The sequence below is a fragment of the Stenotrophomonas sp. SKA14 genome, assembly GCF_000158575.1.
Taxonomy (GTDB): Bacteria; Pseudomonadota; Gammaproteobacteria; order Xanthomonadales; family Xanthomonadaceae; genus Stenotrophomonas; species Stenotrophomonas forensis.
This window is the reverse complement of sequence record NZ_DS999412.1, coordinates 210,590-236,314: the sequence shown is the minus strand read 5'-3', so window position 1 is coordinate 236,314 and position 25,725 is coordinate 210,590. Positions and strand designations below refer to the sequence as shown.

Genomic DNA, 25,725 nt, shown 5'->3' with positions numbered 1-25,725 from the left:
CGGGGGAGGAGTAGATGCGAATGGGACGACTCCTTGGCAATGCAGTTTCGGCTGGAAGGATGCCAGTGGCCGGCGAAGGCCACTGGTTCCCGATGCAGAGATGGATCAATTCAAACGGTGAGGGAGCGATCAGCCGCGCGGCTTGCGGCCGGCGGGTGCCCTTTCAAGCTGCTGGACGCGGCCTTCGATCTGGTCCAGGCGCTGGTTGGCCTGCTGTGCGGACTGGTTGGCGGACTCCGCGCTCTGCGCAGCACCCTGCACCTTGACGTCGAGCTGATCGAGACGCGAGTTGATGGTTGCAAACTCGTTCTTGTAAGAGGCGCAGGCGCCAAGGCTCACGGTGGCGATGAGCGCGACAGCAAGTGCGCGGGCCGACTTCATGTGTTGCGGGTTCAGGTTCATTGCACTCCCTCCTTCGTCTGGGGAAGCTGGAATATAGCGGCGTTTGTTCCCGTCGCTGACAAGCGCTTTCAGCTGCAATTTGAATACGTGGAAGGGCTGTGAAGCCTGCTTCTGACCCAGCATTAACAAGCGGGATCAGGCGAACTGATGCATGCCGGCGGATCGCCTTGCGCCTGTTCAGAAGTGCCAATTCATCCGTATGAAGCCGATGTCACCCTGCGAGGCTTCTGCGCATTCATGCGAGGCGGAAACGCGGCTATTTCAGCGCCGGCAGTGTGAAGCCGTTCCCGTAGACGATGCTGACGATGATCTGCAGGAAATCGGATGTCGGAATGCGTTCGCCATTGGTGGCGTATGCGATCGCCAGATCATCAACGGGGTTGTAGATGACCCGCGAATGGGAGCCCAGTACGTCGCCACCGTGGCCCAGGAAGCGCCGCTCTCCGAACGGGAACTCGGCCAGTCCTTTTCCCCAGCCTGTGCCGGCAACCGGCATCATCTGGTCGACGGTTTCCCCGCGCAGCAGTTGGTTGTGGAACAGCGCGTTGATCAGCACGTTCAGATCGTGCGTGGTGCTGGCGATGTCGCCCACACCGATCACGTTGGTATACGCGATGTCCTTGATCTCGTTCCACTGCCCTGCGTATGCATGGGACTTGAAGGTATTGTCGACGTGCGACGGTGCCGCAGCAAAGTGCTGCAACCCAAGCGGTTGCGCAATCTGCTGTTCGACGATGTGCTGGTAGTCCACGCCATAACGCTGCTCCAGGATCATCCGCAGCAGCAGGTAGGCAGAGTTGGAGTAGGCCACGCGCGCACCTGGCTTGAACGCAGTGCCCTGCTTTCGTATCTCGTCGAGAATCCGCGCCTGGCTCACCTCGTCCACCACCCAGACCGCGCCATCCTTTATCGCGAAGTTGCCCAGGCCACTGGTATGCGCCAGCAGATGGCCGACGGTGATCTGCTGCGCCGACGGCATGTCGGGGAAGAAGTCCGAGAGGTGATCGTCCAGGCTCAACCGCCCCTCTTCAATCAGCTTGAACGCCAGGATGGCGGTGACCATCTTGGTCACTGAGGCAATCGGGTAGCGGGTGTCGGCGTCGTACACGGTGGGCGGCAGGTGCTTCTGCCCGAAACTTCTGTTGTAGACCTGCTGCCCGTTCCTGAAGATGGACAGGCTGCCGACGCCCGCATTGCTTTTCTCTACCTGATCGAAGAAGTCATCCAGCGCGGCTGCATTGACCCCCACTGCGGAAGGGGCCGCATTCGCGCCGTAGGGAAGCATCCACATCGTGAGCAGCAGAAGCAGGCACGCCAGTCTCTTCATCTTGCAACCCTGGGTTCGAATGCTGCGCAGGCCAAGTTCCCTGAACGGGAGCCTTATTTATACACCAGTCAGTTCAATATTCAGGGTCGATTAGACCCCCTAACGGATAATTCACACCTGTCGATCGCCTCCTCTCTCTCCCCCTCCCGGGAGGCGGTCGACGAAACCAAAATAATTAAAGGTGTGTCCCGATGAACAAGAATTCGCTGCTTGCCCTGGGTCTTCTGGCTGCTCTGCCGTTCGCTGCATCGGCAACCGACGGCCTGTCGTACAACTACGTTGAAGGCGGCTATGTGAACACCGATGCCAAGGGCGGCGACGCCGATGGCTGGAAGGTGAAGGGTTCGGTGGCGGTGCACCCGAACTTCCACATCTTCGGCGACTACAGCGCGCAGGAGACCGACAAGTTCAAGAACGACGTCGACCAGTGGCGCCTGGGCGTCGGCTACAACTACGGCATCGCACCGAACACCGACCTGGTGGCCCGTGTTGCGTACCAGAAGTACGACATGAAGCATGGCCTGGACTTCAACGGCTACTCCACTGAAGTGGGCGTGCGCACCGCGTTCAACCCGTACGTGGAAGGCTACGTGATGGCCGGCTACGAGGACTACACCAAGAAGCATGGCTACAACCCGGACGGCGAGTTCTACGGCCGCGTCGGCGCCACCGCCAAGTTCAACCAGAACTGGGGCCTGAGTGGCGAAGTGAAGCTGGCCAAGGCCGGCGACCGCGAGTGGTTCGTGGGCCCGCGCTTCACCTGGTAACAAACGCCTGTCGTTAGTGCGTGTTGTGCTGGCGTGTGACTCTCTCTCTCTCCCACACGCCAACCGAAGCCCGGCCTCGCGCCGGGCTTCACTTTTTTGTGGACTGCAGCGGAACCATTGCGCGCCGTGGAGCGGGCATACTGGGGCCGAGCCAAGCAGAGTCCAGCGCATGCTGACCCCCATTTCCGCGTATGTGCAGCAGGCCGGCGGCAATACCGTACAGGTGGTGCTGCTGGACGCAGACGCGCACGCGGCGCTTCAGGCGCTCGGCTTCGAGGGCGTGCTGCCTACCCTGCGTGCTGAAGTGGGCGACGACCTCGGCAAAGCCCGCCTGTTCGCCGCGCTGCGTGATCTCGGTGTAGCGTTCTCGGCCGGCCGCGAGTGGAGCCCGGCCGAGGTGTTTGCCTGGCTTCGCGACCGCGGCCTGCTCGAGGGTGCGTATCTGCGCATCGCCTGGACCCATCCACATCAGTACGACGTCTGCAGCGACCCGTGATGCGCCCTGGTTGATACAGCCCTAGCGGACCGGCTTGCGATAGGCCTCTGACAGCACGGCCTTGTACTGCGCCAGCGGTTGCAGCCCCATGGCCTGGCGGCGTGCGTCCAGTCCGTCCATGTCTTCGGTAGGGCGCAGCTCCATCGTGCCGTCGCCGGCGGTGGTGAACTGGCTGCCGTAACGCTGCGGCTTGCCCTGCGCGAGCAGTACGCGATCGGTCAGCAAGGCCAGATCGGGAAGGTCGGCCTCGCCGCCCTTCGCCGCGTGCTCGACCAGTGGCAGCACCTGTGCCTGGAACGCGGGATCGTGATCGGCATGCTGGACGATCAACCACGCCGCCTTGGCCCCGTCATGGCCGACCTGCGAATAGGTCGGCCAGTCCTTGTCGGCAATCACGGACTTCAACCAATCGGCATTGGCCCGGGCTACCGGCGCCACGCCCTTGAACGCATCGCCACCCCCCGCGTCGATGGCCACATGCTGGGCGGTCTGGTCACGTGCGGCGCGCTCCAGCAGTTCCCTGCGCAGCGGCGCATCCAGCCGGGCGAGGCGTTGCCGCTCGGCGGCTTCCACGCGCCGCCGCATGTCCGGCCACGCCGGATCGGCACGCAGGGCGTTCAGGCCCGGTCGATCCTTGTGCAGCAGATCATCGAATGACAGGCGTCCGCTGGGCTGCAGTTGGTTCACGTAGTCCATTGCCTGGCCGCGGTCGCCGGCAGCGGCGGTGCATTCAACCAGCAGCAGTTCGCCGCCATCGGGGAAGTGGCCGCCACGCTGCAACAGCTCGCCGAGCAGCCGCGCGCATTCGCCGAAGTCATCGGCGCTGTAGCGGTCAAGGGCGGTGAAGAAGGGATCCTCGACTGCGGCATGCGCACGAAGCGGTGTGCTCAACAGCAGTGCGAGGGCGACGGTTGCGACGGGTGCGTGCAGCCACTGCATCGATGCGTGGGACATCAGCTTCTTCCTCCGTGAAGTGCTTGGATGGCCGCTGCCGCAGGCCTCATGGGTGCAGGCTAGCAGCGTCGTGCTCCCGTCTCAAACTGACGTGGCATCGGCTGCGTACTGAGAACCGCTCCGTCGCCGGCCAGGGGCTTCGGCTATGATCGCCCGCACATCGCCACGCGCGATGCGCCCGCCTCAAGCCAGCAGCAGGAACCGCCGTGAACTCCCAGCCCGCACCGATCACCGCCCTCAACCACACGCTCGACAACGAGCCGCAGCAGATCACCGCGCCGCTGACCCATTCGGCCGCGTTCCTGGTGTTGAAGGTGAAGGACGATGCCGATTCCATCGCCAGGGTGCGCGAGGTGCTGGCCAGTACCGATGACCTGATCAAGAACACCGCCATCCGCGAGATCGAGCGCACCTTCACCTGCAACGTGGCCATCGGTCATCGCGTATGGCAGCCGCTGGTGGGCAGCACGCCGCCGCGCGAACTGAAGCCGTTCCGCGAGATCAAGGGCGCCACCCACACGGCGGTTTCCACGCCGGGCGACCTGCTGTACCACATCCGCGCGCGCACCATGGATCTGATCGTGGCATTCGAACGCAATCTGCTGATGGCCTTCGGCGATGCGGTGGAAACCGTTGATGACGTAGCCGGCTTCCGATATTTCGATGGCCGTGACCTGCTCGATTTCGTCGACGGCACCGCCAACCCGGAAGGGCTGTCACTGCCGGAATCCACCATCGTCGGTGACGAGGATCCGGAACACGCCGGTGGCAGCTACGTGGTGGTGCAGAAGTACCTGCACAACCTCGATGCGTGGCGCGCGCAGAAGACCGAAGCCCAGGAAGCGATCATCGGCCGCACCAAGCACGACAACATCGAACTGGACGACGCGCCGGCCGATGCGCAGAAGTCGCACAAGACGCTGTGCACGATCGAGGACGCCGACGGCGAGCACGAGATCCTGCGCGACAACATGCCGTTCGCCACGCCGGGCCGTGGCGAGTACGGTACCTACTTCATCGGCTACACGCGCCGCCTGTGGGTGATCGAGACGATGCTGGAACGCATGTTCATCGGTAATCCTGCGCCGCTGCACGACCGCATCCTCGACTTCTCCACCGCCGTCACCGGCGTGACCTTCTTCGCGCCCGCGCGCAAGGTGCTGGCCGATCTGGGCGACTGATCGCCGGGTACGCGGCCGTAGAGTCGAGCTTGCTCGACTGCGCCATAACCAGGCCAAGGCAGTCGAGCAAGCTCGACTCTACCCTCCGCCATCTGCCTGTCATCTACGACGCCGACCATGGCGCGCTGGATGGGAGCGCAGGAGGCAGGCGATGGCCATGACAGGGAACAGGACCGGCGCACGGCGCTGGTGGCGGCCATTGGCCGCGGTGTTCGGCGCGCTGGCACTGGGGAGTGCCAGCGTGTCCGCGCAGGACGCTCCTGCGCACTGGATGGCCTATGCCGCCGCCGTAGGCGGCCAGCTGCAGCAGCGGCTGCAGCTGGAACAGGATCCGCAGGTACAGCGCGTGATGGAATGGCTGCAGGCACACCCGGATGCGCCGATGCCGTTGTCGGTCAGCGTGTGGATCGCCGCCGATGGCCGCATCTCGAAACTGGAATTCGACAGCCTGGGCGACCGGCAGGTGGACGCGGATCTGCGCGCGGCGCTGCTGGCCGCGCGCCTGCAGGCGCCGCCGCCGGACATGCGCCAGCCGCTGCGGCTGGGCCTGGCGCTGGAACCGAAGTAGAGCCACGCCCTGCGCGGATGCGCCTACTGGTGACCCCTCAGCCACGCATGGCGTGGCTCTACTGTGGATGGCCAGCGCACAGTCCGGCCCTCCTTATCAACGTACGGGTGCACCCTGCGGCTCGCGCGCGGCTGCGCTCCACGCGCGCAGGCCGAACACGGCCAGGCCGAGGAAGAACACGTACAGCGCCGCGGTCACGTGCAGCGACTTGAACAGGTAGGCGCCCACATAGACCACGTCCACTGCGATCCACACCCACCAGCACGCCACGTGGCGGCGTGCCTGCCACCACTGGCCGACCAGGCTCAGCGCGGTCAGCATCGCGTCCAGCCACGGCAGCGCGGCATCGGTGAAGGTGTGCATGGCCGCGCCCAGCGCCACGCCGCCACACAGGCCGATGGCCAGGTCGCGCAGCAGCTTTCCGCGCGGCAGCGGCACGATACGGATGCTGCCCTCGTCGGCCGCATGCTGGCGCCAGTTGAGCCAGCCGTAGACCAGGAAGCCGCCGAAGGCGACCTGCAGCAGGGTGTCCGAGTACAGCTTGGCTTCGGCGAACACCAGCCCGTACAACGTCACCGACAACAGGCCCACCGGCCATGCCGACAGCCGGCGCCGGGCCATCAGCCAGACGCCAAGCACGCTGCACAGCGCGGCGGTCCACTCGAGCACGACGCCGCTCACAGCGCGAACGTCACCGACAGGCGCGCCTGTCGCGGTGCGCCGGGGAACAGGTAGTAGTCACCGCCGCTGCTGCCGGTATCGCGCCAGTAGAAGCGGTTGAACACGTTGTCCACTGACAGGTTCCAGGTCACCGCACGTTCGTGCAGGCGATGCTGGAAACGCAGGCCGGCATCGAACACCGAGTAGTCCGGTGCACGCACGCCGCCGTCGGCACGTGCGACATTGGCGCCGGCATAACGCCAGCCCCCGGTCACTTCCAGGCCCTGCACGAACGGCAGCGCGTAGGCCAGGTGCACGCTGGCGCGCACCTTCGGCACGTTCACCAGCTGATGGCCTTCATAGGCTGGCGTGCCGGTGTCGCGTGCACGCGCCTGCAGCACGCTGGCGCTGGCCACGATCTGCAGCGCATCGGTCAGCTGGCCGTTGGCGGTCAGTTCCAGGCCGGTGTGGGTCTGCGTGCCTTCCTCGACGAAGGTGTAACCGACGTCGCTGTTGTCCGGCTTGGCGTACTGGTACGGCTGCGAAATGCGGAACACCGCCGCGCCCAGCGTCAGCGCCTCGACCGGCACGTACTTCACGCCCACTTCCAGCTGCCGCGACTGCACCGACGGCAGGAAGGTATCGGCATTGCTGGTCCAGAACGGCGCTTCCTGGCCCAATGAAATGCCGCGCACGTAGCTGGCGTAGGCATTGAGCTGGTCAGTCGCCTTCCACACCAGCGCGGTCTGCGGCAGGAAGCGCGACAGGCGGCTGTGGCGCTGTGGGGTGCCGCGCTTGTCGTACGCGCGTTCATCCAGGCGCACGAAGCGGCCACCGGCCAGCCATTGCCAGTCGTCACCGAAGCTCATCCGGTCCAGCGCGAAGAATGCGGTCTGGCGGCTATCCAGGCGTCGCGCGGACGGCCCCGGCATCTTCGGCGACGGCTCGAACACCGGCACCTGCGTGTCGTGGATGTTGCTGGTGCCGACGTACTCGTTGACGCTGGGCCGCTTGTCCACGGTACGGCGGAAGTAGTCGGCACCGACGGTCAGCTGGTGGCCGACAGTGCCGGTCTCGAAGCGGCCACGCAGCTCGGCACGCGCCTGCTGGTTGCGCCGGGTGTCGTCGGGGCTGCGGTAGTCGTAGACGTCGTAGTCGCCATTGGGGGCGAAGTAGTTGCCCGGCACGCTGCCATCGGCGCATTGCGCGGCGTAATAGCAGCCGTAGGCGAAGGCGACGTTGTCATCGATCACCGAGCGGCTGTGGCCGACCGAGACGCGCGACTGCCACGCGTCGTTGAAGTCGTAGGTGTGCAGGGCGGTGATGTTGGTGCTGGCGATATCCACCGGGCGCTGCCACGGCTGGTAGCCGAGCAGGTACTCGCGGTCGACGCCGCGCGGCAGGTCACGCGCGCCCAGCAGCTGGTAACCCGACACCGAGCGCTGCGAGCTGGTCTGGTAGTTGGCATCCACTTCCAGCTTGCCGCGTTCGCCGATCAGCCAGTCGGCGGCCAGCGAGTAGAAGTTGCGGCGGCCATCGGCGTGCTCGACGTAGGAATTGCTGGAATCCCAGGCGGCATTCAGGCGCAAGCCGAAGCGCGGGGTGATCCAGTGGCCGACATCGACGGCGACGTAGCGCGAGCCTTCCGAATCGGTGCCGAGCGTGGCGGTGCGCACTTCGGCCGGACGCTTGCCTATGTAGTTGATGATGCCGCCCGGCGCCATCACGCCGGCGGCCAGGCCGGCTTCACCCTTGAGGATTTCCACCGCCTGCACGTTCTCCAGCGCCAGGCGCTGTTCGCCAGCGATGGACAGGCCGTTGAAGCGATAGCCGGTGGCGGCATCCAGCGCGAAACCGCGGATGGCGATGTTCTGGTAATAGCCCACGGGTGCATACGCATCACCCAGCGAGGCATCGTTGCTGGCCAGCTCGGACAGCGAACGCACCTGGCGGCGATCAAGGTAGTCGCGCTCGAGCACGTTCACCGAAGCTGGCGTGTCCTTCCACGAACCGCCACCGAAGGCATTCACGCGTGAGGTATCCGCCTTCGGTCTGCCGGCCTGCACGCGCACCGCCGCCAGTTCGGTGGGCGAACGTTCGGTGCCGGTGGCAGCCGCATCGGGAGCAGCGTCGGCCTCGCTGGCATGCAGCGGCAGCGCGGCGCAGAGGGCGAGGGAAAGCAGGGTGGGGCGCAGGCAGCGGTTCATTCGGTTCGTCTTCGGACAACAAGGGAGACGAAGCGACGGCGCGCAGGTGCACGGCCCATGACGGGGGTGTGGCTGCGGCTCAAAGCTCCCTACGCCGGTGCAAACCGGATCAGGTTCCAAGGGACTCTCTCAGCCTGGCAGATCCAGGCACCCCCGCTTCAGGTGACCATTTCACTACAAATGGTACGGATTTGCGAGCCGGTGGCGTTCATGCCGCGGCATGCAGGGCCTGCAGCAGTGCCTGCCCGGGTGGGCTGTGGAACCATGCCGGATGCCCCAGCATGAAGGGTTGCCAGGCCACGTCGGCATTCGCGGTCGAGCCGGTGACACCTTCGAAGTACTCCACTTCGGACAGTGCGAAGTCGAAATGGACCATCGGCAGCAGGTCGGCCAGCAGGTGCACGCGCGTGGCCGACAGCGGCAGCACCTGCCGATAGCCATCGAGCAACGCCAGTGCGATGTCGATGCGTACTGCCTCCATGCCACGCTCCAGCTGCAGCCACGCCACCGCGTTGCGCTCGATCGCGGTGGCGAGGTCGAACAGTGCGCTGGTGGGCGAGGCCAGGCCGAAATCCAGCACGGTGCTGACCTGGCCGTCGCGCCACAGCAGGTTGGAGACGTGCCAGTCGTTGTGCGCCCATAGCCGGGGTTCGTCGCGCAGGCGCTCGGCCAGGCCGCTGTGCCACGACAATACATCGCGGCGCAGCTGGGCTTCCCACGGGATGCGTGCGAGGTAGCGGGCCAGGCCGGGGCGTGTGGGCAGGTCCGCCTTGATCGCTGCAATCGGATCGTCGGCACGGATCAGATCGTCGCGCGCGACCAGCAGATGGGTGCTGCGCTGGGGTGCGTGGTAGCTGGCCGAAGCCTGGTGCAACCGGGCCAGCATGTGGCCGGCTTCGCGGGCCTGCGCGACATCGGTCAGCAGCGACCACGACACTGCATCGCGGTACAGATCGTCGCCTACGCCAATGGCGTGCAGTTCAAAGGTCCACTCGCCCTGTTCGACGGCGGTATGGCCATCGGCGGCCGCCAGCACCTGCACCACGGGTACGCCTGCCGCCGCGAGATGCGCGATGAAGCGGTGCTCTTCTTCCAGGCAGGCCGCGCTGCGCACGCTGTGGTGATGGCGCTTGATGAACACCGCACCATGCGTGCCGTCGACAATGGCGGCGGCCGACAGTGGCCGCGGGCTGTGCCAGCGTGCGTGGCTTTGCCCGTCAAGCTGCGGGTAGTGCTCGCGCAGCCAGCCGATGTCCCGCGCGCTGATCGGTGGCCAGTCGGCGGCGACCTCGTCGTTGTTGAGGCCCTGCACGCGGTGGGAGGAAGAAGTCATGCCGCAGCCCGAAAGGGGAAAGTCACATCCAAGGCTGCGCATTCAACGCCATGCCCGCGGCCAACGCAAACGGGCGGGTCATCGACCCGCCCGTCCCTGCGCCCGCTCGCGGTGTGCCGTGCCGCCGCTTACCAGCCGCGATGACGGCCGCGGTCGTTGTAGTAGCGGTTGTCGTAATAGCGATCGCGCTGCCAACGGCGGTCGTCACCACGGTCGTAATAGCCGCTGCGGTAGTAACCACGGTCATAACGGCGGTCGTAGCGGTTGTCGTAGTAGCGGTTGTCGTAATAGCGACGGTCGCGGCGGTCGGAGGTGGTCAGGTTGCCGATCGCGCCGCCGGCCACGGCACCGCCGACGGTCGCGGCAGGGTCGCCGTTGGAGAGCAGGTTGCCGGCCACGCCACCGACCACGGCGCCAACCAGGGTGCGCTTGTCCTTCCTCGACATCGCGCTGGCATCGCTGACCACGGCGACACCGGCCACCAGTGCCAGGGCCATCGCCAGACCACGGAAGCTGAGTGTGGAAGTACTGAGCATGTTCGTTCTCCTGTGAGGTGCATGCCACGCTGGGCAGGGAGGGCGCGGGGCGCCCCGGCTGCCGTGGTGTCCACGCTGGCGTTCCAACATTGCCGGAACATTGCCTGGCGCACCGTGCGGCTTGCGCATTCATCTAGCGGCAGAAGGCATGAAGCAAGGCTGAAAGCGGACCCGGCCGCTCAGCCGGCAGTTGGGAAAGCGGCGGCGTGTGATGTGCCCTGCCCTTGTCCGGCAAGGCTTCCGCAGCCCGGCCCGGCATCGTCCGAGGCGCCGGGCGGGTCCGTCCCTGGCGGTGTTCCTGCTGCTGGTGCAGCAGCATCGGCGCGCGGGTCATGCGCGCCGGAACTCAGATATTGCCGTCGCGCAGGTAATCGAACAGTTCCGCGTCGCCCTTCAGGCCCAGCTTGAGCATGGCGTCGCCCTTCTGGCGGCTGATGGTGCTGACGCTCTTGTGCAGCTGCAGCGAGATTTCCTTTACGGTCATGCCGGTGCCGAGCAGCCGCAGCACCTCCACTTCACGGGGCGATAGCGGCTTGCCGTCGCCCTCGCGCATGCGCCAGCCGCCCGCGGCCTCGACCCGCTCGCGCAGGCTGCGGCTGATGTAGGCCTGGCCACGGTAGACCGCCTGGATGGCCTGCGGTAGTTCGTCCATCGACGAGCTCTTGTCGACCAGGCCGAGCACACCGCTGTCGAGCACCATGCGCAGGATCGCCAGGTTGTTGGAAACGCTCAGCATCAGCACCGGCAGCTCGGGATGACGACGGCGGATCATGCCGATCATGGCAAAGCCATCGGCCTGGGGGCTGCCGGGCATGGAGTAGTCGGTGACCAGCAGGTCGCAGGGCTGGCTGCCCAGCAGGGCCATCAACGCCTGTGCACTGTCGGCTTCGCCGACCACGCGGCCCACCCCGCTCGATTCGATGACGGCGCGGGTGCCGATACGGACCACCGGGTGGTCGTCTGCGATGATGATGCGCAAGCTCATGCTCTAGTATGACCACCGGGCAGGCCGGGCCGCGACCATCGCGATCCCTGGCAGCATTCTAGGAGATCGACGCCGATGCGTAGCTGGGCTGTTCGCGGGCTGGTCCTGCTGCTGGCCGTACTGGTGCTGCCAGCGGCCCTGGCGCAGGGCGTTCCAGGGCTGCTGCCGCTCAGCTCCCTGCAGCGTGAGTACCTCGCCGCCCATCCGAGCATCGTTGTGGGCCAGTATGACAGCGGCTGGCCGCCGTTCGAGTCCCTCCACGATGGCCAGCAGGTCGGCTTGGGTCCGGACTATCTGTCGCTTCTCGCCCGCCAGCTGGGCGTGAAGGTCGAGGCCCGTCGCTATCCGGACTGGACATCCGTGTTGGATGCGGCATGCCGTGGCGAGGTCGACGTGGTGATGAACGTCGGTCTCAGCGCCGACCGCACCCGTTGCATGGTCTACACGGCGGCCTATGGCGAAGCACCCCTGGCCCTGGTGGGCCGACCGGGCGATCTGCGTGCCTCCGACAATCCCGATCTGGATGGCTTGCGGGTGGTGATCGAGCAGGACTTCCTGACCGGTCCGCAGGTGCGTGCCCGGTTCCCACGTGCCCGGCAGCTTGTCGCACACAGCTCGCTGGCGGCGCTCGAGATGGTCAGAGACGACAAAGCTGATGTCTATATCGGCAATGCTTATGTCGCCACTGAACTGATCGCCCTCCAGCGACTGCACGGTGTAGTGCTGCTGCGTCCCAGCGACCTGCCCCCCGAGCGGCTGCACTTCGGCATCCCCACCAGCAAGCAGCCGCTGGCCGAAGCGCTGGACCTGGCCCTGGCCGCAACCAGCCAGGCCCAGCGCGATGCACTGGCAAGGCGCTGGTTGCCGCCACCGCAATGGTCGGCATCGGCGCAGATGGCGCTGAGCCAGGCCGAAAAGCGGGTGCTGGAGCAGCCGCTGAAGATCGGCTTCGCCCCGAATGCGGCGCCGTTGTCGTTCACCGGCGAGGATGGCGCGCCCAGCGGCCTGGCCAGCGAGTACCTGCATCGGTTGGTGCAGGCCGGCGCACACCTGCAGCCGGAGAGCAGCCACGACTGGTACGAAGTGCGCGAGAAGGCCCGCCGAGGCGAGCTGCAGGCGGTGATGGGCATCCCCGCCGATTCACGTTACCTGGGCCCGGACTGGGTGTTCAGTCAACCCTTCATCAGTGTGCCGAACGTGATCGTCAGCCGTGCCGACAGTCCTGCCTTGCTGGGCCTGTCGGACCTGCAGGGAAAGCGCGTGCTGCTGTCCGATCCGGAGCGCGTGCGTGGCTATGTGCTTCAGCAGGCACCGCAGGCCAGGATCATGGCGGCACGCAGCGCCGAACAGGCGATGCAGCGTGTTCTTGATGGCCAAGCCGATGTCTATGTAGGTAACCTGGCGCTGGTCAACCAGCTGCTGCGTGGTCGTTTCCAGGGGCGCCTGCAGGTTGCTGCGCCGGCCGGTTTCAACGATCAGCTGGTGATGGCGGTGGAGCGCCGCCATGCCGCGCTGGCCACGACCTTCGACCGCCTGCTGCTGCAGATGACACCCGGCGAGCACGAGGCGCTGCGCGGTAACTGGCTGTCAGCCGAACACCGCAACGGCGTTGACTGGAAGCAGGTGATGCGCTGGGGACTCCCGCTGCTGCTGGTGCTGCTGACCGCCGTGCTGGTGCACGGCATCGGCTACTGGCGCCTTCGCCGCGAAGTGGCGGGGCGGCGTCATCTGGAACAGCGCCTGGCGGAAGTGACCGACAATCTGCCGGCAGTGGTCTACCAGGCACGCCGCGACGCCGACGGCGCGCTCAGCTTCCCGTTCATCGCCGGCGATCTGCAGGCCCTGTTCGGAATCAGCCGGCAGCAGGCCGAGCAGGATGCGAAGGCCCTGCTGGAGCGCGTCGAGGAGGACGATCGCGCGCGCATCCTGCAGGCGGTCGAGCAGGCTGCGCGCCAGTTTGCGCCGTTGATCCTGGAGTTCCGCCTGCGCGCCGAGGGTACCGGCGGGCGTTGGGTGCGCAGCCAGGCCCATCCCTATTCCGCTGAAGCCGGTGCCGTGACGTGGAGTGGCTACTGGGTGGATGTGAGCGAGGCGCGCGCACAGGCCGATGCGCTGGTAGCTGCGAAGGCCGAGGCCGAACAGGCGGCGGAGGCCAAGTCACGCTTCCTGGCCACCATGAGTCATGAGATCCGCACGCCGATGAGCGGCGTGCTCGGCATGCTGGAAGTACTGGCGCATTCACCGCTGGACGCCGAGCAGCAACGCATTCTGGGCGTGATCGAGGATTCGGCGCAGATGCTGCGGCAGATTCTCGATGACATCCTCGACTACTCCCGGCTTGAAGCCGGTGCACTGCGCCTGGAGCCGGTGCCGCAGCCTCTGCGGCCGTTGCTGGAAAGCGTTTGCCGCCTGCTCTCGGCCCAGGCCAGTGCACGCGGGCTGGCGCTGCACGTGCAGATTGATCCACAGCTTGCGCCCGCACACGAAGTGGATGGCGTACGGCTTCGGCAGATCGTGTTCAACCTGCTCAGCAACGCCATCAAGTTCACTTCCCAGGGCGAGGTCCGACTGCAGCTGGAGGTGCTGGGGCCAACCCGCGAGGACGGCGCCCAGCCGCTGTGCCTGAGCGTCACCGACACCGGCATGGGCATCGCACCGGATCAGCTGCAGCATCTGTTCGCACCGTTCACCCAGGCCGGGGCCTACATCCAGCGCGACCACGGTGGCACCGGCCTGGGCCTGAGCATCAGCCAGCGTCTGGCGCAGATGATGGAGGGCGAGTTGACCCTGCACAGCACGCTGGGCGAGGGCACCCGTGCCGAAGTGCGGTTGTCGCTGGTGGAAGCGGGCAGTGGTGATGTCGAGGCCCTGGTGGCCGAGCAGGACCAGACCGCATTGCTGCCGGCCGCGCTGCGCGGCGCGCGCGTGCTGGTGATCGAGGATCACCCGACCAACCAGGCAATGATGGCCTGGCGATTGCAGCAGCTGGGCGTGCCTCACGTGATGGTCGGCGATGGCCAGCAGGGGCTGGATCGGCTGGCCGTGGAGAGTTTTGACCTGGTGATCACCGATTGCCGCATGCCGGTACTGGACGGGTTCGGCTTCACCCGCCTGCTGCGCGAACGCGAAGGCCGCACGGGCCAGCCCCGGCTGACCGTGCTGGCGTTGACCGCCAGCGTGCTGGACGACGATGCACGCCGCTGCCGCGAGGCCGGCATGGATGAAGTGCTGGCCAAGCCGCTGTCGCTGGCCACGCTGCGAGCGGCGCTGCTGCGCTGGTTGCCGCAGGCACAGGGCCAGACGTTCGCCGAACCGGTGGTGGAAGCGGTGGCCGACGATGGCATGGCGCTGCCCGATCTGGCTGCCCTGCAGCAGCGGTTCGGCTCACGCGCGGTGGCCGAGCAGCTGCGCGACAGCCTGCTGCAGGCCAGCGCGGATGATCTGGCGGCCGTGCAGCGCGCGCTGCAGGCCGGTGACCGTGCGGCCGCGGCGCTGCATCTGCACCGCCAGGCCGGTGGTCTCGGGGCGGTGGGGGCGGGCGCGCTGGCAGGCCAAGCCAATGCGTTGGTCGAACGGCTGCAGGATGCAACCGAAACCGATCCGGGGCCGCTGTTCGCAGCTGTAACCGCGTTCGTGGCCCGGCTGCAGCAACAGCTGCAGCGGCTGGCTCACTGAGCCGACTGCTGCTGCAGGTAGGCGATCACCAACGCGCGGCGCTCGGCGCTTGGGAAGGCGTTGTACATGCGCGTGCCGGGCACCAGGTGGGTAGGCGACTGCAGGAAGGCATCCAGGGTCTGCGCGGTCCAGGTGATGTCGGCGCGACGCATGCCGTCGGAATAGCCGTAGTCGGGCAGGCTGCCTGCGCGACGACCGATCACGCCGTGCAGGTTCGGCCCGAAGCGATGGATGCCGCCAGGTTGCACGGTATGGCAACCGGCGCACAGTTCGAACGCGCGCTGCATGGCCTGCTGGTGGGCCTGTTCGGGCGTGGCCGGCGCGGCGGGCGGGCGCTGGCAGGCCGTGGCCGCCAGTGCCATGGCAACGATGGTGAGCAGGTTGAAGGCGCGCATGGGCGGGCAGGATAGCGGTGCGCGGAAACGACCGGGCTGCGACATGCAGTCGCAGCCCGTGGCGGTCACATGCCCGAGTAGTTCGGGCCGCCGCCGCCCTGCGGGGTCACCCAGACGATGTTCTGGGTCGGATCCTTGATGTCGCAGGTCTTGCAGTGCACGCAGTTCTGCGCGTTGATCTGCAGCCGCGCGTTGTCGGCCTCGCCGACGAACTCGTACACGCCGGCCGGGCAGTAGCGTGCTTCCGGGCCGGCGTACTCGGCCAGGTTCACCTTCACCGGAATGCTGGCGTCCTTCAGCGTCAGGTGGCTGGGCTGGTTCTCGTCGTGGTTGGTGCTGCTCAGGAACACCGAGCTGAGGCGGTCGAAGGTCAGCACGCCATCCGGCTTCGGGTAGGCGATGCGGGTGTGCTTGGCCGCCGGCTCCAGGCAGGCGTGGTCCGGGGTGCTGTGGCGCAGGGTCCACGGCGGGTTGCGCACGCCCAGCTTGGGCAGCAGCCACTGCTCGATGCCGGTCATCAGCGTGGCCACGGTCTGGCCCTTCTTGAACCACTGCTTGAAGTTCTTGGCCTGCTGCAGTTCGGTGAACAGCCAGCTGGCTTCGAACGCCTTCGGGTAGGCGTCCAGTTCATCGTGCTGGCGCTCGGCAGCCAGCGCGTCGAAGGCTGCATCGGCGCACAACATGCCGGTCTTGATCGCGGCGTGGCTGCCCTTGATGCGGCTGACGTTGAGGTAGCCGGCCTCGCAGCCGACCAGCGCGCCACCGGGGAACACCGTCTTCGGCAGCGACATCAGGCCACCGGCGGTGATGGCGCGGGCGCCGTAGCCGATGCGGGTGCCACCTTCCAGGTGCTTGCGGATGGACGGGTGGGTCTTGAAGCGCTGGAACTCCTCGAACGGGCTCAGCCACGGGTTCTTGTAGTCCAGGCCGACCACGTAGCCGATGGCAACCTTGCCGCCGTCAGCGTGGTACAGGAACGCACCGCCATAGGTGTCGTTGTCCAGCGGCCAGCCGGCCGCGTGCACCACCAGGCCCGGCTCATGCCTGGCCGGGTCGATCTGCCACAGTTCCTTGATGCCGATGCCGTAGGCCTGCGGGTCCTTGCCTTCGTCCAGCTTGTAGCGAGCGATCAGCTGGCGGCCGAGGTGGCCACGCGCGCCTTCGGCGAAGATCGTGTACTTCGCCTGCAACGCCATGCCGCGCTCGAAGGCCGGGCCGATGCTGCCGTCCTTTTCGATGCCCATGTCGCCGGTGGCCACGCCGATCACTTCACCGTTGTCGCCATACAGCACTTCGGCGGCGGCGAAGCCCGGGAAGATCGCCACTTCCAGCGCCTCGGCCTGCTGCGCCAGCCAACGGGTCACTTCGCCCAGGCTGATGATGTAGTTGCCTTCGTTGTGGAAGCACTCCGGCAGCAGCGCGTTGGGCGTGCTGCGCGCGCCGGTTTCGCTGAGGAACAGGAATTCGTCGCGGGTGACCTTCTGCTTCAGCGGCGCGCCGCGCTCGGCCCAGTCGGGGAACAGCTCGGTCAACGCGCGTGGGTCCATCACCGCGCCGGACAGCACGTGCGCGCCCGGCTCGGAGCCCTTCTCCAGCACGCAGACCGACAGGTCGCGACCGGCTTCGATCGCGCGTTGGCGCAGGCGGATCGCGGTGGCCAGGCCGGCGGGGCCGGCGCCGACGATCACCACGTCGAACTCCATTACTTCACGCGGGGGCAGGGCGTTGGCTTCAGCGCTCATCGATTGCATGACTCGTGGGTAGGGCCGGCATCGGGGCCACCGGCGGTGCCTGGAAATCGCGCGTGCAGCCACGAGCGAAACGGTTGTTTGAATGTGTCAGGGTACCGGGCCGCGCGTGATCGAGCTAGATCGCCGATGTTCACATCCCGATTGCTGCATTGCAGCGTAGGACCGTCGCTCTGGTGGGTGCCGACCTGGGTCGGCACGCTCTGCCCGGATGACCGACAATGGCCTGGTCCTGACTGCGCGTGAGTGCCATGGCTTTGCATCCGTACGATCTGTTCGATGTCCGTTCCCTGCTCAACGAGGAAGAGCGCGCGGTGCAGGAAAGCGTCGCCCGCTTCACCAACGAGCGGGTGCTGCCGATCATCGGCGATGCCTTCGACCAGGCACGTTTCCCCGCCGAACTGGTGCCGGAGATCGCCGCGCTGGGCCTGCTCGGTGCCACCCTGCCGGCCGAGTACGGCGGTGGTGACCTGGGTGCGGTCAGCTACGGCCTGATCTGCCAGGAGCTGGAGCGCGGCGACTCCGGCCTGCGCAGCTTCGTTTCGGTGCAGAGCTCGCTGTGCATGTACCCGATCTACGCCTATGGCAGCGAGGAACAGCGCCAGCAGTGGCTGCCGGCGATGGCGCGCGGCGAACTGATCGGATGCTTCGGCCTGACCGAGGCGCACGGCGGTTCCGATCCGGGCAGCATGAAGACCCGCGCAGTGCGCGACGGCAGTGACTGGCGCATCAGCGGCAGCAAGATGTGGATCACCAGTGGCCCGGTGGCCGACCTGGCCATCGTCTGGGCGCAGACCGAGGACGGCATCCAGGGCTTCGTGCTGGAGAAGGGCATGGCCGGCTTCACCACCCAGGAAATCAAGCACAAGATGAGCCTGCGCGCGTCGCTGACCGGTGCGCTGTTCTTCGACGACGTGCGCGTGCCCGACAGCCATCGCCTGCCGAACGTGAAGGGCCTGAAGGGGCCGCTGGGCTGCCTGACCCAGGCCCGCTTCGGCATCAGCTGGGGCCCGATCGGCGCGGCCATCGCCTGCCTGGATGAAGCACTGGGCTATGCCAAGGAGCGCGTGCTGTTCGGGCGCCCGTTGGCGGCCACGCAGAGCGCGCAGATCAAGCTGGCCGAGATGGCCCGCCGCATCACCACCGCGCAGCTGCTGGCATTGCAGCTGGGGCGATTGAAGGAAGCGGGCCAGCTGCAGCCGCAGCAGGTCAGCCTGGCCAAGTGGAACAACTGCCGCATGGCGATTGATATCGCCCGCGAGTGTCGCGACCTGCTCGGCGGCGCGGGTATCACCACCGAGCACGTGGCGATCCGGCATGCGCTGAACCTGGAATCGGTGATCACCTATGAAGGCACCGAGACCGTGCACCAGCTGGTGATCGGCCGCGAACTGACCGGCATCAACGCCTTCTGAAACCTGTTCTGGTGGGTGCCAACCTGGGTTGGCACATTGCTTCAGCGCGCGACCGGGCATCGGTGCGGACCAAGGTCCGCACCCACCAGAAGCAGGTCATACCCACCAGAAGCAGGTCATACCCACCGGCAGCGGTTCACACCCACCTGAGGCGGTTTACGCGCCGCCAGCAAACCCATGCTGCCGCCAGGCCTCGTACATCACCACGGCCACGGTGTTGGAAAGATTGAGGCTGCGGTTGTCCGGCCGCATCGGCAGGCGCAGGCGGCGGCCATCGGGCAAGGCATCGAGCACGTCCTGCGGCAGGCCGCGGCTTTCCGGTCCGAACAGGAATGCATCGCCATCTTCAAAGGCCACGCTGTCGTAACGCACGCTGGCCCGGGTGCTGAGCGCGAACAGCCGCTTGGGCGCGATCCGCGCCAGCGCGGTGTCCAGGTCGGGGTGCACCTGCAGGCGCGAGTACTCGTGGTAGTCCAGTCCGGCGCGCTTGAGCTGCTTGTCTTCCAGTGCGAAGCCGAGCGGCTCGACCAGGTGCAGCTGCGCGCCGGTGTTGGCGCAGAGCCGGATCACATTGCCCGTGTTGGGCGGGATTTCCGGTTGGAACAGGATCACGTGGAACTGGAGCGCGGCATTCATCGGCGCAGTGTACCTGCGACGGCCGCCGCCTTTACGGCGCACGCCCTGCACGAGGCAGGGCGGCACCGGTTACGGGCGCAGCAGGACCTGGGCGGTTTCGGTGGCCAAGGCCTGCAGGTCGGCAGCGCTCGGGCGCACCTGCAGCGCCGGCAGGTTGACGATGACCGAGTGGGCGACGCTGGTAGCGGCGGCGGCCAGAGTGGCGGCGTAGCGCTGGGCTTCCAGTTCGGCGGCCAGGGCGACGCGCTGCTCCAGGCTCGGGCGCACTTCCACCGAGGCCAGGGTGGTGATCGGCATCGCGGCGGCGACCGGGGCGGCGACGTAGCCGTTGCGCCCGGCCAGCTGGTCGGCGCTCGGGCGCACCTCCACGGTGGCCAGGGTCGGGATGCCGCTGGCCTGCTCCCAGGCCTGCTGGGCCAGCTGGTCGGCGGCCGGGCGGACCTGCACGGTGGACAGGGTCTTGATGGATTCGGAGGCCTGCACCGACGAAACAACCGCGGTGCCGGCAATCAGGGCGATGGCGATGGCAATGGTCTTGGCGTTCATGACGGGGCCTGTTTAGTGTTGGTGATCAGTGGTGTGGTAGTAAGGTAGTACACCAATTCTGGGCTTGCAAGGAAAATTTTCGATTTCCTGCATTTGTTCAGCCTTCAGTCATCTTGCGTCTGAAGCCCTTCCTGGTGCAGGAAGTACCAAGCAATCCCCGTGCCAACTTTTAGTTATTGATTTGAAAGGCTTTTTAAGATCTGAAAAGTGTCCGCTGGGCGGACACCTGTCCATTCGATGGGCGACGGACACTGTCCGGACGCGGGTTGCCGCCGCATGTGACCTGTCAGAAGGCCGCAGTGAGGCGGCGGAATGGGGGATCGGGGCAAACACCCCCAGTGACTGGCGACCGATTCCTGCCGCTGCGTGCGCACGCTAGGATCGGGGTTCACCTACGTGACCAAGGATCCGGATATGTCTCTCGCCCTTCGCCCGCGCGCTGCACTGCTGGCTGTCGCCCTCAGCACCGCTCTGGGCACGCTTGCGCCCACCCCTGTGCTGGCCGCCAAGCCGGCTGCCCCGGCCAAGGTCGATATCCCGTATGAGCAGTTCACCCTGCCCAACGGCCTGCGCGTGATCGTGCATACCGATCGCAAGGCGCCGATCGTCGCGGTCAATGTCTGGTACCACGTGGGCAGCAAGGACGAGCCGGCTGGCCGCACCGGTTTCGCGCACCTGTTCGAACACCTGATGTTCCAGGGCAGCGAGAACCATGACGGCGAATTCTTCGAGCCGTTCAAGCAGGTCGGTGCCACCAACCAGAACGGCACCACCAATACCGACCGCACCAATTACTTCGAGAACGTGCCGACCACCGCGCTGGACATGGCACTGTGGATGGAATCGGACCGCATGGGCCACCTGGTCGGTGCGATCGACCAGGCGGCGCTGGACGAGCAGCGTGGCGTGGTGCAGAACGAGAAGCGACAGGGTGAGAACCAGCCGTACGGCCAGGCCTGGGACCAGATCAACAAGGCGCTGTACCCGGTCGGCCACCCGTACCACCACGGCGTGATCGGTTCGATGAACGATCTCAACGCGGCTTCGCTGGACGACGTGAAGACCTGGTTCCGCACCTGGTACGGTCCGAACAATGCGGTGCTGGTGCTGGCCGGTGACATCGACCTGGCCACCGCCAAGGAGAAGGTCGCCAAGTACTTTGGCAGCATCCCGGCCGGCCCGAGCATGGCGCAGCCGGCGGTGAACGTGGCCAAGCGCAGTGCCGACAGCCGCGAGACGATGACCGACAAGGTGCCGCAGGCACGCATCTACCGCGCCTGGAACGTGCCGCAGGTCGGCACCACCGATATCGATCAGCTGCAGTTGTTCGCGCAGGTGTTGGGTGGTGCCAAATCCTCGCGCCTGAGCCAGCGCCTGCAGCACCAGGACAAGCTGGTGGACAGCATCGGTTCGGGCCTGTCGACCTCGCAGCTGGGCTCCAACTTCGTGATCGTGGCGACCGTGAAGCAGGGCCAGGACCCGGCCAAGGTCGAGAAGATCATCGATGAGGAACTGGACCGGCTGATCAAGCAGGGTCCGACCGCGGCCGAACTTGAACGCGCCAAGACCGGCGCCCGCGCTGGCTTCATCCGCGGCATCGAGCGCATCGGTGGTTTTGGCGGCAAGGCCGACGCGCTGGCCGAGTGCGCCGTGTTCACCGGCGACCCGGGCTGCTTCCGCACTTCGCTGGCCAACATCGACAAGGCGACGGCCGGCGATCTGAGCCGTCTGGGCGCGCAGTGGCTGGACAAGGGCAGCCACACCCTGGTGATCGAGCCGGGTGAGCGCGTGGCGTTGAAGGAAGAACCGAGCCAGACGCCGAAGCCGTTCACCGTGCCGGCGGTGGACCCGAAGTACAGCACCCTGCCCGAGCAGGTGGACCGCAAGGCCGGCGTGCCGCAGACCCGGGAGTTCCCGCAGCTCAAGTTCCCGGCGCTGCAGCGCGCCACGCTGAAGAACGGCACCCAGGTGATCCTGGCCGAACGCCACGAGATTCCGGTGGTGCAGTTCAGCTACCAGTTCCCGGGCGGCTTCAGCGCCGACCAGGGCCGCAAGCCGGGCACCGCCAACTTCACCATGAGCCTGATGACCGAAGGCGCCGGCAAGCTGGGTTCGCTGGCCTTCGCCGATGCTGCCGACGCACTGGGCGCCAGCCTGGATGCCTCGGCCGGCCTGGATTCGATGAGCGTGGACCTGTCCGCGCTGAAGGAGAACCTGGCCCCGTCGCTGGCGCTGTACCGCGACCTGCTGCGCGAGCCGCGCTTCGAGCAGGGCGAGATTGACCGGGTCCGGGCGACCTGGATCGCCGGGATCCAGCAGGAGAAGGTCAACCCGGGTGCGGTGGCGATGCGCGTGCTGCCGCCGCTGCTGTACGGCAAGGGCCACCCGTACGCCATTCCGTTCACCGGCAGCGGTGACGAAGCGGCGATCAATGGCCTGACCCGCGAAGACCTGGTCGACTTCCACCACGACTGGCTGCGCCCGCAGAACGGCACCCTGATCGTGGTCGGTGACACCACGCTGGCCGAGATCGTGCCGCTGCTGGACAAGCAGCTGGGTGATTGGAAGGCCAGTGGCGATGCCCCGCAGGTGAAGGCCGCCACCGATGTCGCGCTGCCCAAGGGCCCGCGCGTGTTCCTGATCGACCAGCCGGGTGCGGTGCAGGCCAACCTGTTCGCCGGCCAGGTGGTGCCGCCGTCCAGCGCCACCAGCTCGACCCGCTTCGACATCGCCAACGGCGTGATCGGTGGTGACTTCACCTCGCGCCTGAACATGAACCTGCGCGAGGACAAGCACTGGTCGTACGGTGCGCGCAGCAGCGCGGTCAATTCGGTGGGTCAGCGTCCGTGGATGGCCAGTGCGCCGGTGCAGATCGACAAGACCGGCCCGGCGATGGCGGAGATGCGCAAGGAAATCGCCGCGTTCGCCGACGGCAGCAAGCCGGCCACCGCCGCCGAGGTCAACCGCATCCGCAACATCCAGACCCTCAGCCTGCCCGGCGCCTACGAGACCGCCAGTGCGGTGGCAGCGACCATCGGCTCGATCGTGCAGTTCAAGCGCCCGGACGACTATGTGCTGCGTCGCAAGGCCGAGATCGAGGCGATGACCCCGGCGCAGGTGCAGCAGGCCGCGGCCGAGATCAAGCCGCAGGCGCTGACCTGGGTGGTGGTGGGTGACCTCAAGCAGACCGAAGCGGCCGTGCGCGCGCTGAACCTGGGCGAGGTAACGGTGATCGACGCCGAAGGCAACCCGGTCAAGAAATAAGGGATGCGCCTGCCCGCTACGGCGGGCAGGCCTCCCCCGGTAGTGCCGGCCGCTGGCCGGCACCCCCGTGAGCCCTGACCCGAGGGCACCGCTCGCCGGGCTACCCCCGATTCAGGCTGTTCAGGCAGAATCCCCCCATACCCTTCCAGGATCTGCCCATGCGCGTTCTGCTGCTTTCCTCCCTGCTGCTCACCGTCACCGCCTGCACCTGGGTGCCGATCGAACCGGCCGGCAAGGCGACCCGCGTGCTGCCGGCAGGCCCGGTTCCGGCCGGCTGCATCGCCAAGGGCGAGGTGGTGGTTACCGTGAAGAGCAAGGTCGGCTTCTACAACCGCAACCCGCTGCGCGTGCAGGAAGAGCTGGAAACCCTGGCCCGCAACGAGGCCCCGAGTGCCGGCGCCAACGCCGTGCAGGCCGCCGCAGCCCCTGCCGACGGCAGCCAGCGCTTCGCCGCGTTCCAGTGCCCGCCGCGCTGAACGTTTCACCATACGGGCAAGCCTGAATTCGTAAAGATGCGGTGAAGGCCCCGGGGGTTATAGAATAGCGCCCCCTTTTGCCTGAGCCTTGGCGCTAACCTCGATGCTCTTCAAGAATGTCTCGATCGCCGGCCTGGCACACGTCGACGCGCCGCATACGCTGACGACCAAGGAAATCAACGAGCGGCTGCAGCCGACGCTGGATCGCCTGGGTATCCGCACCGATGTGCTCGGCGATATCGCCGGCATCCACGCCCGCCGCCTGTGGGACAACGGCGTGCTGGCCTCTGATGCCGCCACCATGGCGGGCCGCAAGGCGCTGGAAGACGCAGGCATCGAAGCGACGCAGGTGGGCCTGCTGGTCAACACTTCGGTCAGCCGCGATTACCTCGAGCCGTCCACGGCGTCGATCGTCTCGGGCAACCTGGGCGTCAGCGACGAGTGCATGACCTTCGACGTCGCCAATGCCTGCCTGGCCTTCATCAACGGCATGGATATCGCCGCGCGCATGATCGAGCGCGGTGACATCGACTACGCGCTGGTGGTGGACGGCGAGACCGCCAACCTGGTGTACGAGAAGACCCTGGAGCGCATGACCGCCCCGGACGTCACCGCCGACGACTTCCGCAACGAACTGGCCGCGCTGACCACCGGTTCGGGCGCCGCCGCGATGGTGATGGCGCGCTCGGAGCTGGTGCCGGACGCCCCGCGCTACAAGGGTGGCGTGACCCGCTCGGCCACCGAGTGGAACCAGCTGTGCCTGGGCAACCTAGACCGCATGGTCACCGACACCCGCCTGCTGCTGATCGAAGGCATCAAGCTGGCGCAGAAGACCTTCACCGCCGCCAAGATCGCGCTGGGCTGGGCCGTGGAAGAACTGGACCAGTTCGTGATCCACCAGGTCAGCCAGCCGCACACGGCCGCGTTCATCAAGAACTTCGGCATCGACCCGAAGAAGGTCATGACCATCTTCGGCGAGCACGGCAACATCGGTCCGGCCTCGGTGCCGATCGTGCTGAGCAAGCTCAAGCAGCTGGGCAAGCTGAAGAAGGGCGATCGTATCGCGCTTCTGGGCATCGGCTCGGGCCTGAACTGCTCGATGGCTGAAGTGGTCTGGTAAAAAAGTCGCCGCTGACCTGCTGCGCGATTGCCTGGCCAATCGCTCGCGACGGAAAGCGATGATTTTCCAAGTGTCCAAGGGCCGGTTTACCGGCCCTTTCTACAGGTGCGATCCGATGTCCCAGCTTCCCGGTTACCCCGCCCACCCGCAGCGTTTCGACGTGCGCCCCAGCCTGTCGATGAACTATCTCGACGAAGGCCCGCGCGACGGCGAAGTGGTGGTGATGGTGCACGGCAATCCGTCGTGGAGCTATTACTGGCGCACGCTGGTGGCCGGCCTGTCGGACAAGTACCGCTGCATCGTGCCGGACCACATCGGCATGGGCCTGTCGGACAAGCCGGACGACAGCCGCTACGAATACACCCTGCAGTCGCGGGTGGACGACCTCGATGCGCTGCTCAAGCACCTGGACATCACCGGCCCGGTGACCCTGGCCGTGCACGACTGGGGCGGCATGATCGGTTTCGGCTGGGCGCTGTCGCACCACGAGCAGGTGAAGCGCCTGGTGGTGCTCAACACCGCCGCGTTCCCGATGCCGGCGGCGAAAAAGATGCCGTGGCAGATCGCGCTGGGCCGCCACTGGAAGATCGGTGAGTGGATCATCCGTACCTTCAATGCGTTCTCGTCCGGCGCCTCGTGGCTGGGCGTGGAACGGAAGATGCCGGCCGATGTGCGCCGTGCCTATGTGTCGCCGTACAACAGCTACGCCAACCGCATCAGCACCATCCGCTTCATGCAGGACATCCCGCTGTCACCGGCCGACAAGGCCTGGTCGCTGCTGGAGCGCGCCGGCAAGGCGCTGCCGTCATTCGCCGACCGCCCGGCCTTCCTCGGCTGGGGCCTGCGCGACTTCGTGTTCGACCATCATTTCCTGAAGGGTTTCCAGGCCGCGCTGCCGCAGGCCCAGGTGCATGCCTTCGAGGACGCCGGCCATTACGTGCTGGAAGACAAGCAGGACGTGCTGGTGCCGGAAATCCGCGCGTTCCTCGACAGCAACCCGATCTGATCGGTTCCCGGGCCGGATCCCGGTAGTG

At 66.6% G+C, this 25,725-nt stretch carries 22 protein-coding genes and 1 riboswitch; of the genes, 10 read left to right on the top strand and 12 right to left on the bottom strand.

The features are described from left to right. Positions 1-129 precede the first annotated feature (129 nt). Both SSKA14_RS01275 and SSKA14_RS01270 read right to left on the bottom strand, forming a co-directional pair. On the bottom strand, positions 130-402 hold the full coding sequence (locus SSKA14_RS01275) for a hypothetical protein (protein WP_004153561.1): 273 nt from the start codon (positions 400-402) through the stop codon (positions 130-132). Positions 403-658: 256 nt separating this feature from the next. Next, positions 659-1,729 (bottom strand): serine hydrolase domain-containing protein, encoded by a 1,071-nt coding sequence (locus SSKA14_RS01270; protein ID WP_157635898.1) that lies wholly within the window; start codon positions 1,727-1,729, stop codon positions 659-661. Between the two features lie 191 nt (positions 1,730-1,920). Between SSKA14_RS01270 and SSKA14_RS01265 the strand changes: the two genes are divergently transcribed. Beyond that, positions 1,921-2,496: an Ax21 family protein gene (locus SSKA14_RS01265; RefSeq protein WP_008266099.1), complete on the top strand. Its 576-nt coding sequence runs from the start codon at positions 1,921-1,923 to the stop codon at positions 2,494-2,496. A 169-nt stretch (positions 2,497-2,665) separates the two neighbouring features. Further along, complete coding sequence (locus SSKA14_RS01260) at positions 2,666-2,992, top strand: hypothetical protein (protein ID WP_008267217.1); 327 nt, start codon at positions 2,666-2,668, stop codon at positions 2,990-2,992. 21 nt (positions 2,993-3,013) lie between these two features. Here SSKA14_RS01260 and SSKA14_RS01255 read toward each other — a convergent pair whose 3' ends face one another. Further along, the gene (locus SSKA14_RS01255) at positions 3,014-3,946 is read right to left on the bottom strand and encodes a DUF6624 domain-containing protein (RefSeq protein ID WP_008268225.1); all 933 of its coding nucleotides are present in this window, start codon (positions 3,944-3,946) and stop codon (positions 3,014-3,016) included. A gap of 206 nt (positions 3,947-4,152) precedes the next feature. Here SSKA14_RS01255 and SSKA14_RS01250 point away from each other — a divergent pair, with 206 nt between their 5' ends. After that, complete coding sequence (locus SSKA14_RS01250; RefSeq protein WP_008266715.1) at positions 4,153-5,127, top strand: Dyp-type peroxidase; 975 nt, start codon at positions 4,153-4,155, stop codon at positions 5,125-5,127. Between the two features lie 151 nt (positions 5,128-5,278). Beyond that, positions 5,279-5,695 (top strand): hypothetical protein, encoded by a 417-nt coding sequence (locus SSKA14_RS01245; protein ID WP_008266022.1) that lies wholly within the window; start codon positions 5,279-5,281, stop codon positions 5,693-5,695. Between the two features lie 96 nt (positions 5,696-5,791). Here the strand turns inward: SSKA14_RS01245 and pnuC are convergent, their stop codons facing one another. The 5 genes from pnuC to SSKA14_RS01220 all read right to left on the bottom strand — a co-directional run bounded on the left by pnuC (position 5,792) and on the right by SSKA14_RS01220 (position 11,416). After that, positions 5,792-6,364 carry a nicotinamide riboside transporter PnuC gene (gene pnuC / locus SSKA14_RS01240; RefSeq protein WP_040009220.1) on the bottom strand — a complete coding sequence of 191 codons (573 nt, stop codon included), beginning with the start codon at positions 6,362-6,364 and terminating at the stop codon, positions 5,792-5,794. Positions 6,365-6,372: 8 nt separating this feature from the next. Continuing rightward, entirely contained in the window at positions 6,373-8,562 is a 2,190-nt protein-coding gene (locus tag SSKA14_RS01235) for a TonB-dependent siderophore receptor (RefSeq protein WP_008265415.1), read from the bottom strand. Positions 8,563-8,631: 69 nt separating this feature from the next. Further along, a riboswitch (TPP riboswitch) is annotated at positions 8,632-8,727 on the bottom strand. Between the two features lie 43 nt (positions 8,728-8,770). Next, entirely contained in the window at positions 8,771-9,895 is a 1,125-nt protein-coding gene (locus SSKA14_RS01230; protein WP_008264797.1) for a phosphotransferase, read from the bottom strand. A gap of 128 nt (positions 9,896-10,023) precedes the next feature. Beyond that, on the bottom strand, positions 10,024-10,431 hold the full coding sequence (locus SSKA14_RS01225) for a glycine zipper 2TM domain-containing protein (protein ID WP_040006712.1): 408 nt from the start codon (positions 10,429-10,431) through the stop codon (positions 10,024-10,026). A 346-nt stretch (positions 10,432-10,777) separates the two neighbouring features. Continuing rightward, on the bottom strand, positions 10,778-11,416 hold the full coding sequence (locus SSKA14_RS01220; protein WP_008268795.1) for a response regulator transcription factor: 639 nt from the start codon (positions 11,414-11,416) through the stop codon (positions 10,778-10,780). Between the two features lie 75 nt (positions 11,417-11,491). Between SSKA14_RS01220 and SSKA14_RS01215 the strand changes: the two genes are divergently transcribed. Continuing rightward, positions 11,492-15,091, top strand: a complete 3,600-nt coding sequence (locus SSKA14_RS01215) for a transporter substrate-binding domain-containing protein (RefSeq protein WP_008268335.1) — start codon at positions 11,492-11,494, stop codon at positions 15,089-15,091. On the opposite strand, the gene SSKA14_RS01210 is transcribed toward SSKA14_RS01215, so the two are convergent. Then, on the bottom strand, positions 15,085-15,486 hold the full coding sequence (locus SSKA14_RS01210) for a c-type cytochrome (RefSeq protein ID WP_008268418.1): 402 nt from the start codon (positions 15,484-15,486) through the stop codon (positions 15,085-15,087). The genes SSKA14_RS01215 and SSKA14_RS01210 overlap by 7 nt on opposite strands. Before the next feature lie 65 nt (positions 15,487-15,551). Next, positions 15,552-17,228 (bottom strand): electron transfer flavoprotein-ubiquinone oxidoreductase, encoded by a 1,677-nt coding sequence (locus tag SSKA14_RS01205; protein WP_040006710.1) that lies wholly within the window; start codon positions 17,226-17,228, stop codon positions 15,552-15,554. Positions 17,229-17,485: 257 nt separating this feature from the next. On the opposite strand from SSKA14_RS01205, the gene SSKA14_RS01200 reads away from it, so the two are divergent. Next, complete coding sequence (locus SSKA14_RS01200) at positions 17,486-18,649, top strand: acyl-CoA dehydrogenase family protein (protein WP_004153579.1); 1,164 nt, start codon at positions 17,486-17,488, stop codon at positions 18,647-18,649. Between the two features lie 156 nt (positions 18,650-18,805). Here SSKA14_RS01200 and SSKA14_RS01195 read toward each other — a convergent pair whose 3' ends face one another. Beyond that, complete coding sequence (locus SSKA14_RS01195; protein ID WP_008267965.1) at positions 18,806-19,285, bottom strand: tRNA (cytidine(34)-2'-O)-methyltransferase; 480 nt, start codon at positions 19,283-19,285, stop codon at positions 18,806-18,808. A gap of 69 nt (positions 19,286-19,354) precedes the next feature. Next, positions 19,355-19,831: a hypothetical protein gene (locus SSKA14_RS01190; protein WP_008268508.1), complete on the bottom strand. Its 477-nt coding sequence runs from the start codon at positions 19,829-19,831 to the stop codon at positions 19,355-19,357. A gap of 414 nt (positions 19,832-20,245) precedes the next feature. Here SSKA14_RS01190 and SSKA14_RS01185 point away from each other — a divergent pair, with 414 nt between their 5' ends. The 4 genes from SSKA14_RS01185 to SSKA14_RS01170 all read left to right on the top strand — a co-directional run bounded on the left by SSKA14_RS01185 (position 20,246) and on the right by SSKA14_RS01170 (position 25,697). After that, complete coding sequence (locus SSKA14_RS01185; protein ID WP_040006708.1) at positions 20,246-23,095, top strand: pitrilysin family protein; 2,850 nt, start codon at positions 20,246-20,248, stop codon at positions 23,093-23,095. 158 nt (positions 23,096-23,253) lie between these two features. Next, entirely contained in the window at positions 23,254-23,571 is a 318-nt protein-coding gene (locus SSKA14_RS01180; RefSeq protein ID WP_005407628.1) for a DUF4156 domain-containing protein, read from the top strand. Between the two features lie 103 nt (positions 23,572-23,674). Beyond that, positions 23,675-24,691 (top strand): 3-oxoacyl-ACP synthase III, encoded by a 1,017-nt coding sequence (locus SSKA14_RS01175; RefSeq protein ID WP_008264841.1) that lies wholly within the window; start codon positions 23,675-23,677, stop codon positions 24,689-24,691. A 115-nt stretch (positions 24,692-24,806) separates the two neighbouring features. Then, on the top strand, positions 24,807-25,697 hold the full coding sequence (locus tag SSKA14_RS01170) for an alpha/beta fold hydrolase (RefSeq protein WP_040006704.1): 891 nt from the start codon (positions 24,807-24,809) through the stop codon (positions 25,695-25,697). The last annotated feature ends 28 nt before the right edge of the window (positions 25,698-25,725 follow it).